Source organism: Pseudoalteromonas sp. Z1A2 (assembly GCF_011378755.1).
Lineage (GTDB): Bacteria > Pseudomonadota > Gammaproteobacteria > Enterobacterales > Alteromonadaceae > Pseudoalteromonas > Pseudoalteromonas distincta.
The window spans coordinates 1-12451 of the sequence record NZ_WTKX01000003.1; the positions used below are offsets into that span (position 1 = coordinate 1).

The window sequence follows — 12451 nt, forward strand, 5'->3', positions numbered from 1 at the left end:
CACTTCTTCGGCGAAACAAAGCCCGCTCATGAGCTTGTTTGTGTCTGTAACCTCGCTTACCTGTATTTCTAGAAAGCTCTCTTGAAATCGTAGATTGCGATAAATTAGTTAGCTCAGCAATACTTTGTTGCGTAAAACCACTTTTCTTTAGAACGGCGATCTGGCATCTTTGCGCATAGGTCAGTTGTTTGTAATGTCTCATTGTAAAATCTCTTGCCGGAGAAAAAGTAGTTAGCTTATGAGCAACTGACCACTTAATCTAGCCAAAACAAGTTATGCACTTACAATTTGAATCTAGGAAACGTTTTAACCGATTTTTTGACGCTTTTTAATAATCAAAAAGTATAAGCAATAAAAGTCGTAATTAAAGGTATTAATCAACATGGATTCTTTAACGCAGGTAGCATTAGGTAGTGCTGTAGGTTATGCGGTATTAGGCAATAAAATAGGTCGAAAAGCCGTTTTGTGGGGTGCTATCTTAGGCACACTTCCTGATTTAGATGTATTTTTGCCTTATGGTGGCTCTGTAGAAGCATTTACTTACCACCGTAGCTTTAGCCATTCGTTATTAATACATTTATTAATTAGCCCGATCATTGTATGGCTAATATTAAAAATACACACCGGAATGAAAACTTATAAAGTGCGCTGGTTTTGGCTGGTATTTTTGAGTTTATCTACACATGCCATATTAGACAGCCTAACAGTATACGGTACACAACTACTTTGGCCTTTTACTGAGTACCCCTTTGCAGTTTCTAGCGTGTTTATTATTGACCCCGCTTACACGCTTCCTTTATTAATTGGCGTAATATGTACGCTAATACCCAAAATAAAACCAACAACGGCTTATCGTATAAATGCAGTGACCTTAGTTTTAAGTAGCTTATATTTATTTTGCGCTTTAATTTTAAAAGTAAATATTGATAACAAAGTAAAAACAGCACTCAACAACAGGAAAATACCAGTAAATGCGTATGTTAGCTAACCACTTTACTGTGGCGTATTGTTGTGATGTCTGACGGGCAATACTACGAAGGTTATGCATCAGTATTTGACGCGCCCAGCGATGTTACATTAACGGCTTATCGAACAACGCCTTCATTGTTAAATAATATTAGCGATGAATGGGCTATAAAACGCTTGCAGTGGTTTACTAAAGGGTTTTATTCGGTGCGCCAACAGCAAAGCAATATTGTACTTTCTGATTTACGTATGGGGATGGAGTGCAACTATGTGTTTAATTTTGTAGTGGGCAAAAAAAATGATTTAGAGGTGAGCCTTGGTAATTTTGAAAAAATAAGTCAAAGGCCAAACTTAAACAATCTTCATAAAATATGGAACAGGATTTGGCAACCAAATGTGTCTTTAGCCTCACCCGCTGCAAAAAATGACTGCAACAGCCAATAACTACCTATTATAAGATTTGTACTAGCATGAGGAAGTTAAGTGAAGTTCAAGCAGCAATTAAACTAAATAGCTCACTAAAGTGATTGCTGCTTTTTTTGCTGATACATAGCGCAATCAGCATCTTGAATCATATCCTCAACCGATTTACCTGTATCGTATTTAAAGTGTGTTACCCCTACACTGTAATCGATTTTATAAGGCTTATTTAAGGTATTATTGGCATGCGCAATTGCATCCGCAAACCTTTGTAAAACAAACTCAGCTTTTGTTTCATCTAAATCACTTAACATTACTACAAACTCATCTCCGCCAAGTCTGCCTATTACTTCACAATCACAAAATGAACTAAGCATAATTTGCGCAAATTTATTCAATACAAAATCGCCTTCGTGGTGCCCATAAATATCATTAATTTGTTTAAACTTATTAAGATCAAACACTATAAACGACATTGATACTTTGTTTCGCCTACATATATTTAGCGTATACTCGGCAAAGTTTAAAAAGCCACGTCGGTTAGAGATTTTTGTTAACTCGTCAATTGTGGCTAGTTGAATCGATTGAATCTCTCGCTCGACTAACGTGCCTAAATCTCTTAGTAATTGTTTTTCTTCATCATTAAGGTGTCTAGGTTTATTATCGGCAAGGCATAAAGTGCCTATAATAACCCCTTGCCTTAATTTTAAAGGAAAGCCAGCATAAAAGCGTACTTTAGGATCGCCTGTAACAAAAGGGTTATCAAAAAACCTTTTATCTTGGGCTGTATCTGGGATTATTAATAGCTCGTCTTGATTTATGGTATGGCCACAAAATGAGGTTTCGCGAGGAAGCTCAGGCGCATCAAGCCCCTGCCTAGATTTAAACCATTGGCGGTCTTCGTCAATTAAAGTAACCAATGAAATAGAAACATTAAACATACGCTTGGCAATACGAGTAACACGATCAAAGCGCTCTTCATGCGACGTATCTAGAATTTTTAATGTTTTTAACGCATGTAATCGCTCTGCTTCGTTACTTGGGATCTCAGGTTGAATCATTAAAGCTCAATTAATTTTAAGTGTTTTATAAATTACGAAATGGGAGCGAATATTTTCGAGTATATAACCCATAAACTTATTTAAATTATAAACAGTCTGTCTATTAAAACTAGAACATTACCTTAAAATAGCAATAAATACTTATGAATATCAGTAAGTCGTACCTAAATAAAGATTAGATTAAATCCGCAAAAAATTATGATGAAAACAGGTGGGAGTAGTGGTTGATACAACATTACTACTTTCTAGTTAAAAAGTAGTAGTGGCTATTTAGTTTTATTTAAATAACCACTGGATTTGGCATACTTACAAAAATAAACACTTTAATTTTGGTGCTCATATTGTCCACGGTAAACTTCAAATATTTTTAAAACAGTATGTTGCTCTTTAGTTAGGTTATCAAACCAAGTATCAAACAGCTCATCATCTTCTTGCTCGCTTAGCGCCATATACCTTGCTAGTAACTCTACAATATCATTGTGGTTGCAGGTTAACGGATTTACTTGTTGCGCCAAGGTACTGTGGTCGCGCTCTCGTAGGGTTTCCATCACCCCTTGATCAATTTGTTCTTGTTGTTGTGTTGCGTCACTCATACATAACCTCTGTAATAACTTTATAACCGTATTTGTTAACGTTTTAACTCTTAAATATAGTTATAACAGCCTAAACGCCAATAGCCAGCATTTTTGATTCAAGTGCTTATTTTTTGATTTATTTGCGCAAATAGCCAGCAATTACGCCCCTTTTGAGGAACATTTAAATAATTTGCAATGGGAGAATAAATACGGTAAATTAAAGTGATATATTATCACATATCATTTATTGAGGCGTATTATGAAACCAAATATTCATCCTGATTACCACGTGGTTGCTTTTCACGATACCGCTGCTGATTCTTACTTTATTATTGGCTCAACCATAAAAACGAGCCGCACAGTAGAAATAGACGGTAATACATATCCATACGTACCTATTGATGTATCAAGTGACTCGCACCCATTTTATACAGGCAAGCAAAAAACAGCCGCTACAGATGGCCGCGTTGCACAGTTTAATCGTCGTTTTAAAAGTTTATCGACTGTTAAAAAGGAAAAGGTATGAAAGTATTAAGCTCTCTTAAAAGTGCAAAGCAACGTCCGGGGTGTCAAATTGTAAAACGCAAAGGCCGCGTATTTGTAATTTGTAAAAACAACCCACGCTTTAAAGCAGTACAAGGAATGAAAAAGAAATAAGTTAAACGGGGATGCTCAACATATAATTAGGTAGCTTGCTTAAGCTACCTAATTTAGGGGGACTATTTTACCACTACTGAAAACTCTGGTACTGCCTGAATTACTTTTTTTACCGTACAGGTATTAACGGCTGCAATAAGCGCCTTTTTATATTTATCAGGGAAGCCTTCTGGTAAGTTAATCTCAATTGAAAATAGCTTTTTACCGTTGTCATCTACATTTTCGTTATTTTGAGTAAGCGTCATACCTTGCGTTGAAATATCACGCTGTTCACAAAACTTACGCGCATAAAAACCTGCACATAAAACCATACTTACTAAAAAATAATCAAACGGTTCTGGATACTCTGCATTGCCACCAGCGTTTACGCTTTGATCACTTATTACTTCTAGGTCGCCAAATTTAGCGCTTTGCTTTTGGCCTTCTAACATTGAAACTGAAATTTCCATTGTGTTTCCTTATATTTATTGCTGCAGATACCTTTAACGCAATTAGCTTAAAAGTAGCGACTAAAGATACATATAGTTTAGGTTTATGAACCGAACAGTAATTCAAAGAACCCTGGAGGCTCGTGTAACTCATGATATTTTTTACGTAAATTATCTATATTTTTCAGTGGTTCTTTCGCCGCACTTAGCCCCTGCTCGTTTGCTGCTTTTTTTGCAAGTTCAGCTTGAGCAATCACTTTATCAAGGCCCTGCAATGATTGATCTGGTTTTTTATAAAACTTACCTGTTTTACTCACTTTAACCAGCTTAATAAATTCATCAATTGCGGTATTAAATTCGTCAACTTGTGTAGCCTGCACTGCTTGTTTGTAAGCGAGGCCCGTGTTTTTCATATTTATTTCAAGATCGACAGGCTGCTGGGCTAAAGCCAACGAGCTAAATAGTAACGTAATAGCTAAATAAAAATACTTCATGAAAAACCCTATAAATAAAAGAGGGCTAATTGTATCAATTATGCTGATAAAAGTAACTCAACAGAAATAGTGAACTTTTAAGTACTGTAAAGGGGCTTTACAATAAAAAAACTACAACGTTTAGGCAATAAAAAAGTCTGCATTTGCAGACTTTTAAAGAGTTAACATTTATTTAATATTACTCAGCCACACGCTTTGGTATGGTTCTAGCTCTATCGTTAATTGGCTTTCTTCAATCGTTTTATTTGCTACCAAATCAAACCACTTTTGGGTGTTAATTAAGTTTAAGTCGGCCAATGTGAGCGTTTGTGGTTTATCGCTAATGTTATAAACACAAAATATGCTTTGGCGTCTGTCTATACTTTGCCTCCAAAAGCCAAATAAACCACCCGCTAAATGCAGCGTAAACTGTGTAGCATTTGGGTGAAAGGCACTCTGCTTTTTGCGCACTGCCAATAAGCTTTTTATGCCGTTAAACACTTTATGATGATGACTATACTTTTCATCAATTGCCGCCAATAGCTTTGATTCTTGCCAACGATGACGATTTATAGCGCGGTTATGCTGTGAATTTTCAAATCGGTCGTAATCGTTAGTTGTACCCAACAAACTATGAATATAAAGCCCTGGGATACCTTCAAGCGCAAACATAATTGCGTGAGCACACATAAATCGCTCAAGGCCAAACTTATCGGGGCCATTGTGCGTCCCTTGAAGTGCATCAAATAAAGCAATATTTAGCTCGTACGGTGTATGTGTGCCATCGTTACTTGTACGCATAGATACACGACCACCAAACTGCATGGTTGTACTTACTAGTGACGCCACTTCGCTAGGTTGTAGTAAACCTTCAATTGGTCTGAGCCCTATTCCATCGTGCGAGGCTATAAAGTTAAAGTATGCAGTACCATTTTGCGCAGGCGGCATACTCATCATCCAATGTTTAATTGCTGTGCTATCGCCGCTAAGTAATGTGTGTAGCAACAATGGCGGTAATGCAAAGTTATAAATGCTGTGCGCTTCGTTAGCATTACCAAAGTACGATAGGTTTTCTTGGTTTGGAATGTTGGTTTCGGTAATAATAACTACGCTGGGCTCTGCGTGCTCAATAAGTGTTCGCATTAGCCTTACGGCTTCATGTGTTTGCGGCAAGTTAATACAACTTGTATTAAGCTCTTTCCACAAAAATGCAACAGCATCGAGTCTAAATAAACGTACGCCATTGTCTAAATAATGCCTAATTATTCCCACAAATTCTTTAAGCACATCAGGATTGCCAAAATCAAAATCAACCTGATCGTGACTAAACGTACACCATACGTGCTTTTCACCGCTTGGCGTTGTTACAGTATTTAATAACGATGAGGTTCGCGGGCGTACAACTTGGCTTAAATCATCCGTTAAGCTGGCCGTTTTAAAGTAGTCTTTACCAGGGTGTAAATCGTTTAAAAAGTTCTCAAACCATACGCTTCTGCTTGAGCAATGGTTAATAACTAAATCTGCCATTAACTTTACGTCTTTAGCGATGTTTTGAATATCTCCCCAATCACCTAACGACTCATTCACTTGCACGTAGTTCATTACGGCAAAGCCTTCATCTGAGCTGTACGGGTAAAATGGCAATATGTGCAGCGCATTTAGCTGCATATCACATTGCTCTTTTATAAACCGGTGTAGTGTTTTAAGCGGTGCCTCCATTGGGCTCGATACGGCAAATTCACTATCATCGTGTTTAATAATAGAATCGCCATAAGCAATCAATACTATATCTTGTTCATCCCATCGGTTTGTATGGGGTGTCGGGTCGCGCAGTGCATTGCTACCTAATATAATTTTAATGAGTTGCTGAGCAAGCTCAGTAACCGATAAAGGCAGCTCAACACCCTCATAAATAATATGAAGATGTTGCTCTACTCGTTGTAAAAATAATTCGCTAACTGTGCTCACATGCGCCCCTAATATTTATTGTTTAGACTTATAGGCTAGTTAACCTGCACGCAGGTTAACTATATTCTTCGTTATCTAGCTCTACGGCTTCTTTTAAGCGCTCAAGTACGTCTGGCATTGCAGATACAACACGGTTCCAACTTGGCACAAATGGCGCTTCCATTGGGTTTTCTAAAAAGTGTTGCCCTGCTTCCATAATATTTTGTGCAAACATTTCTACTGCTTTTTCTTCTTGGTGTACATCAAGCGTTAACCCGTTCATTAGCGCGTCGTTATGATACGTTTCTATAAAATCTAAACCGATACGGTAATAAGTCGCTTTTAATGAACGAATTGTTTCGCTGGTAAAAGTAACACCTTGAGTCGCCAGCTTTCTAAATAATGCCTTAGTAATATCAATCGACATTTTAGACAAGCCTGCACTTTGGTCATCTAGTGAAAGTTCTTGGTGCTTATGGTCATAGTTATCGGCAATATCTACTTGGCACAAGCGGTTATGCGAATAGTTACGATACATTTCACTCAGTACGCCTATTTCAAGGCCCCAATCACTTGGAATGCGAATATCGTTTAATACATCGCGTCTAAACGAAAACTCACCTGCAAGTGGGTATCTAAAAGAGTCCATATATTCAAGGTAGTCGGTATTGCCTAAAATTGTTTTAAATGAGCGAAGCAGTGGCGTTACTAATAAGCGCGATACACGGCCATTAATTTTGCCATTAGCAGTACGCGGGTAAAACCCTTTACAAAATTCATAGTTAAAACGCGGATGCGCAACGGGGTAAATTAAGCGAGCAAGTAGGCTTCTATCGTAGGTTAAAATATCACAATCATGCAGCGCGATAGACTCTACTTCTGCTGTTGCTAATTTATAGCCCATGCAGTACCACACATTACGCCCTTTACCCAGCTCGCGTGGGGCAACACCTAGCTCTTGTAATTCTTTATCTAGTGCTTGTAAGCGTGGGCCGTCGTTCCATAATACTTTATGATTTTGGTTTAGCTCTTTAAAAAAGCCTAGTGCATGACGGTATTGTGCTTCGTCGGCTCTATCTAAGCCTATCGTAATTTGTGATAAATATGGTACTTCGCGTAATTCACTAACTATATTTTGCAGCGCAGGGCCTTCAAGTTCACTAAATAACGAAGGAAGTATTAACCCCATAGGGCGCTGCTTACTAAAAGTAAGTAGCTCTTTTTCTAGGTCTTCTATTGGTCTGTCGGCAATATTATGTAGTGTTGTAATAATGCCATTTTGATAAAAATCAGCCATGAGATGTTTGCTCCTCAGAAATACTTAAAATACTGCTAATACACGGCAACGACGTTATTTCTTCAATCCAGCCCAGCGGTGCTGGTGATTGAGAATATCGTGCTTTGTTGTGCGACAATTTAACCGGCTTTTTACTCGCCGGATTGGCAATAATAATGGCGATATTTGCGTGTTCTAACATTTGCTTATCGTTATCGCTATCACCCAGTGCTATAACCGTGAGAGGCTTTCTGAAATGATGGGTAAACTGTTTAACTAACCACTGCTGTGCAGCGCTTTTATCGGTATTTTTGGCAATATGAATGAAGCGTCCGCCAATTTTTATATCGTAGCCGAGTGCTTCAACATCGTTTACAAAGGCTGTGAGCAATTCGTCGTTGCCATACCAATAAAGAGGGTCTGAATAATCGCGAGTTTGTGCGCGCCTTGCTTGTGCATCGTTTAGCCCGGTAAGCTCTGATATTTGCTCACTCGATAAGTCACTAAACAATTTGTAATGAGCTTTATAATCCGCCTTTAAAGTATTTAAATCATTTAATAAACTCGATAACGGCTTTGCCATTGCGTAGCACCAATAAGCGCCTACTTTTTTACAACCAATTGGCTTTAATTCAAAATAGTCTTCTGGAATAAATACCGCTGCACCGTTTTCGACAATAAAAGGCTGTTGAATATTTAAATCGTTTTTAAGTTCTATAACTTCGCAAAAAGTTTTGCTGGTATTAAACACCACAGGAATATGCGCATTTTGCAGCTGCTGTAATAACTCACTGATATTATTTGTATTGTAATCGGCGTGATCGAGTAATGTACCGTCCAAATCTGTAAAAATAATAGGTTGAAGGGTGTCATCACTCGTTAGGTGCATACCGCTAATATCGCGATTGCTATCAAGTTCAATTAATGCATTTGCTTTAGCGCTCAGTGTGTTTAAGTTCTCACGCGTAATGCGCTCAAAATGAGAAATAAAATACACCAATTGCTCGTTAGTCATGGTGCCTGAGCCTTCACCTTTTTTGGCTATTAGCTTTTGTTCTTGCTCTTGTCGCCATGTAAAAACATCACTAAAGCTCGGTGCTTTTAGCATAACGGTATAATCAATTAGGTTAAAAACGGCTTTATACTCGTTTGCCAAACAGCTATTTACACAGCGGCGCCAAACGCCTTCTTTATCAAACTGTTGCTCTAACTCGTTAAGCGGCTCACTCAATGAAAACAACGGTTGTGGCTCACTGCCTACACACCACCCTTCTAAAATAACAATATCAACTGGCTTTTCATTTGTTAGCCAATCACTTGCTGGCACGCTGTCGTCTTCGTGTTTATTAAAACGTGGAAGCGGTACGTTTACCTCTCCTGCCAGTAAGTTAGTTATTGTGCTATTCATTAACGCTACATCGTGAGTACCCGGTACTCCGCGAGTAGTAAAAAGAGGATGTACGTCTTTGGCAAGTTCACTACGTGCTTGTTTTGCTAAATAAAAGTCATCAATAGACAATGCAACACTGTTAAGTGGTGTGTTTTTAGAAAACCAGGTAACTAAAAAATCAGCGAGTGTTGTTTTTCCTGAGCCTTGGCATCCATTTATGGCAACAAAAATAGGAGTATTTGTTTTTTTAGATTCGAGGATGTCATGCGCAAGTGGAACAAAATATTGCTCACTCAAATATTGATACTTTAAAGGCAGTTGGTGTTTTGCTAAAAACGGGGTTATATCCACAATATTGGCCTCTGACATAGTAACTCCTTTGCATACAATGCGTTCTGGAAGTTAAATGCAGATACTAGACCATTATTATTTTTGTATATTTATTAGTAGGTTAAAAAAATAGCGCATTAAAAATGCGCTATTATGGTGCAATATTTTTAACTTACGTGCACTATTAACTCTCTTGAGGCTGCGCCTTAGGTAATACAAGGTTGAGCACAATGCCTAAAATAGCGCATAAACTTACGCCCTCTAAACTAAATTGGCTACCACCAATATGCATACCGCCAATACCGCACACCAAAATAAGTGCAACAATACTTAAGTTACGTGGTGCTGTTAAATCATCGCCCGACTTAACTAATGTATTTAAACCCACTACAGCAATAGAGCCAAAAAGTAGAATCATAATGCCGCCCATTACAGGTACAGGTATAGTCTGTAAGCCAGATCCCATTTTAGCAACAAAGGCTAAAATAATGGCGATAATGGCTGTCCACATCATTACTTTAGGATTGAAGTTTTTGGTAAGCATAACTGCTCCCGTTACCTCTGAGTAAGTTGTGTTAGGCGGGCCGCCAAATAATGATGCGGCAGACGTCGCAAGGCCATCACCAAACAAAGTACGGTGAAGCCCAGGCTTTTTCAAAAAGTCTTTATTGGTTACTTGGCTAATAGCCATCATATCGCCAATATGCTCAATTGCAGGTGCTATTGCTACAGGCACCATAAACAAAATAGCCTGCCATTTAAACTCAGGCCATGTGAAGTTTGGTACAGCAAACCACTGTGCGTTAGTTACTGCGTCAAATTGCACAACGCCCATTGCAAGCGATAAACAATAACCCGCTACAACCCCTGCCAGAATAGGTATAAGCTTAAATACGCCTTTTCCCCACACTGCAAAAATAAGCGTAACCACTAACGAGAACAACGAAATATAAATAGCGCTGTTGTAATCAATAATTTGAATACTGCCGTCGCCACTTTTACCCATCGCCATATTTACAGCAACAGGTGCAAGCGCTAAACCAATAACCATAATTACTGGGCCCACAACCACAGGCGGTAAAATTTTATGAAGCGTTGCAACGCCTTTAAATTTCACTAATAAACTTAAAAGCATATAAGCAAAGCCGGCCACCATTAAGCCGCCCATAGTGGCTGGCACGCCCCACATTTGCACAGCGGCAATAATAGGTGCAATAAAAGCAAACGATGAAGCTAAAAATATAGGCACTTGGCCTTTAGTCACTACCTGAAACAGCAAAGTACCAATGCCAGCGGTAAAAAGCGCAACATTAGGATCCAAGCCCGTTAAAAGTGGCACTAATACCAGCGCACCAAATGCTACAAACAGCATTTGCGCGCCTGTTAAAATAGTTTTTATTGAAAAGGTGTCATTATTTTGCACTTAAAGACTCCTAAACAGTACCGAATATTTTGTCGCCCGCATCGCCTAAACCAGGGATAATATAGCCCTTTTCGTTTAAGTGGCTATCTACAGAGGCTGTAAATATTTCTACGTCGGGATGTGCTGTAAGTGTTTTTTCCACACCTTCTGGCGCAGCTACTAATACAATTACTTTGATTTCTTTACAGCCTGCTTTTTTAAGCATATCGATTGTGGCAATCATTGAGCCACCCGTTGCAAGCATAGGGTCAATAACTAAGCTTAAGCGCTCATCAATATTACCTACTAGCTTTTCAAAATATGGTACTGGCTCTAGTGTTTCTTCGTTACGTTCAAGACCAACCACACTTACTTTAGCCGCTGGTAATAACTGCATAACACCGTCCATCATGCCAAGACCAGCGCGTAAAATAGGCACTACGGTAATTTTTTTACCTTTAATATGCTCTACTTTTAATTTATTGCCATCCCAGCCTGTAATTTCGTTATCTTCTAACTGTAGGTTTTTAGTTGCTTCGTAAGTTAATAAGGTTCCAACTTCAGAACATAATTCACGAAAGCTTTTAGTACTAATACCATGCGCTCGCATTAGGCCTAGTTTATGTTGAACAAGAGGGTGAGAAATAACGTGAATTGCCATGATATAAACCTACTGATACAAGAATTTGCAGTATTTTATATTAAAAAAGGTCATTTGACCTGTAGTTTTAAAGAGATTTTCATATATCGTGCCAAAATGCATTGTTTTGCTTGATATTTATGCAAGCCATCAACCCGTTGTGTTTATTAAATGTTACTCGCTAACCAGCTGTTTACTTGCTGTTGCATATAACTATTTATTTTTTGGTGCTCGGGGCTCCAGCCAGCTAAAAATCGATAAAAGTCAGCCCATGCAGCAGGCCATAAAGCGAGCCAATTGTCAGCTATTTTACCTGCTGGTGCTGTAGGATGATAAGTAGTAATAGCAGTCTTTAAATTATCAAAATAATACGCAAGATACTCATCAGCGCATCCGTGTAATTGTGCATCACTTAAGCAACTGGTCATAAAATACATTACATCAATTATCCCGCAACCTGCACCTATATACTGAAAATCATAACCGAGTATTTCATCGCGCTCATTTGCTGCAAAGTTAGCAAGTTTTGCATCGCCATGAATCAGCGTTTTATACGCACAACTTTGTAGTTGCTCATCTATTTTATGTGCAGCATTTTTAATATCGGACTTTTTATCAAGGTTATCTTTTAGTTTATTAAACTCATCTGGGCGCGTGCTTAAATGCCAGTAGTTGCCTTGCTGCCATAACCCATCAGCGGGTTTACTTAAGTTAAACGCATGAAAGTGTGCAAGCCACCTTAATATAGCTTTAACATGTTGTGGCCCTGCTTGAGTAAACCCATGTTTGGTAAAGTTTGAATCGCCCCGTGTTTGCCAGAGACTCAATAACTTGAGAAACTGGAACTATGAAAAAATCAAATCGCTATACATCAGAATTTCGTGAA

The 12451-nt window shown here is 38.4% G+C and carries 12 protein-coding genes and 2 pseudogenes; 3 read left to right on the forward strand and 11 right to left on the reverse strand.

Annotated features, from left to right (window positions below; all coding sequences use genetic code 11):
- Positions 1-202 (reverse strand): helix-turn-helix domain-containing protein (locus GQR47_RS02870; protein WP_165723506.1); only part of this gene is annotated, 202 nt, incomplete at its 3' end.
- Positions 203-382: 180 nt separating this feature from the next.
- On the opposite strand from GQR47_RS02870, the pseudogene GQR47_RS02875 reads away from it, so the two are divergent.
- Positions 383-1410, forward strand: a pseudogene (locus GQR47_RS02875) (metal-dependent hydrolase).
- Positions 1411-1484: 74 nt separating this feature from the next.
- Here the strand turns inward: GQR47_RS02875 and GQR47_RS02880 are convergent.
- The gene (locus tag GQR47_RS02880; protein ID WP_165723507.1) at positions 1485-2447 is read right to left on the reverse strand and encodes a sensor domain-containing diguanylate cyclase; all 963 of its coding nucleotides are present in this window, start codon (positions 2445-2447) and stop codon (positions 1485-1487) included.
- Positions 2448-2770: 323 nt separating this feature from the next.
- Positions 2771-3040: a hypothetical protein gene (locus GQR47_RS02885; protein ID WP_165723508.1), complete on the reverse strand. Its 270-nt coding sequence runs from the start codon at positions 3038-3040 to the stop codon at positions 2771-2773.
- A 241-nt stretch (positions 3041-3281) separates the two neighbouring features.
- On the opposite strand from GQR47_RS02885, the gene GQR47_RS02890 reads away from it, so the two are divergent.
- Both GQR47_RS02890 and ykgO read left to right on the forward strand, forming a co-directional pair.
- Positions 3282-3548 (forward strand): type B 50S ribosomal protein L31, encoded by a 267-nt coding sequence (locus GQR47_RS02890; protein ID WP_165723509.1) that lies wholly within the window; start codon positions 3282-3284, stop codon positions 3546-3548.
- The gene (ykgO, locus tag GQR47_RS02895) at positions 3545-3679 is read left to right on the forward strand and encodes a type B 50S ribosomal protein L36 (RefSeq protein WP_002958669.1); all 135 of its coding nucleotides are present in this window, start codon (positions 3545-3547) and stop codon (positions 3677-3679) included. The genes GQR47_RS02890 and ykgO overlap by 4 nt, the downstream gene beginning before the upstream one ends.
- A 62-nt stretch (positions 3680-3741) precedes the next feature.
- Here the strand turns inward: ykgO and GQR47_RS02900 are convergent, their stop codons facing one another.
- From GQR47_RS02900 to GQR47_RS02935, 8 genes and pseudogenes are all read right to left on the reverse strand, one after another.
- On the reverse strand, positions 3742-4128 hold the full coding sequence (locus tag GQR47_RS02900; protein WP_024591728.1) for an OsmC family protein: 387 nt from the start codon (positions 4126-4128) through the stop codon (positions 3742-3744).
- Between the two features lie 83 nt (positions 4129-4211).
- Positions 4212-4601, reverse strand: coding sequence for a cytochrome b562 (locus GQR47_RS02905; RefSeq protein ID WP_165723510.1), 390 nt, complete (start codon positions 4599-4601; stop codon positions 4212-4214).
- Positions 4602-4769: 168 nt separating this feature from the next.
- Entirely contained in the window at positions 4770-6548 is a 1779-nt protein-coding gene (locus tag GQR47_RS02910; RefSeq protein WP_165723511.1) for a sugar phosphorylase, read from the reverse strand.
- Positions 6549-6603: 55 nt separating this feature from the next.
- Positions 6604-7824 carry a glycosyl transferase gene (locus GQR47_RS02915; RefSeq protein ID WP_002958673.1) on the reverse strand — a complete coding sequence of 407 codons (1221 nt, stop codon included), beginning with the start codon at positions 7822-7824 and terminating at the stop codon, positions 6604-6606.
- Positions 7817-9562 carry an HAD-IIB family hydrolase gene (locus GQR47_RS02920; RefSeq protein WP_165723512.1) on the reverse strand — a complete coding sequence of 582 codons (1746 nt, stop codon included), beginning with the start codon at positions 9560-9562 and terminating at the stop codon, positions 7817-7819. Before GQR47_RS02920 ends, GQR47_RS02915 begins: the two co-directional genes overlap by 8 nt.
- Positions 9563-9707: 145 nt before the next feature.
- The gene (locus GQR47_RS02925; RefSeq protein WP_138490411.1) at positions 9708-10946 is read right to left on the reverse strand and encodes a uracil-xanthine permease family protein; all 1239 of its coding nucleotides are present in this window, start codon (positions 10944-10946) and stop codon (positions 9708-9710) included.
- Positions 10947-10956: 10 nt separating this feature from the next.
- A complete protein-coding gene (gene upp, locus GQR47_RS02930) occupies positions 10957-11586 on the reverse strand; it encodes a uracil phosphoribosyltransferase (protein WP_002958676.1) in 630 nt (209 codons plus the stop codon).
- Positions 11587-11732: 146 nt separating this feature from the next.
- Positions 11733-12362, reverse strand: a pseudogene (locus GQR47_RS02935) (phosphotransferase); the annotation flags it as partial.
- Positions 12363-12451 lie beyond the last annotated feature (89 nt).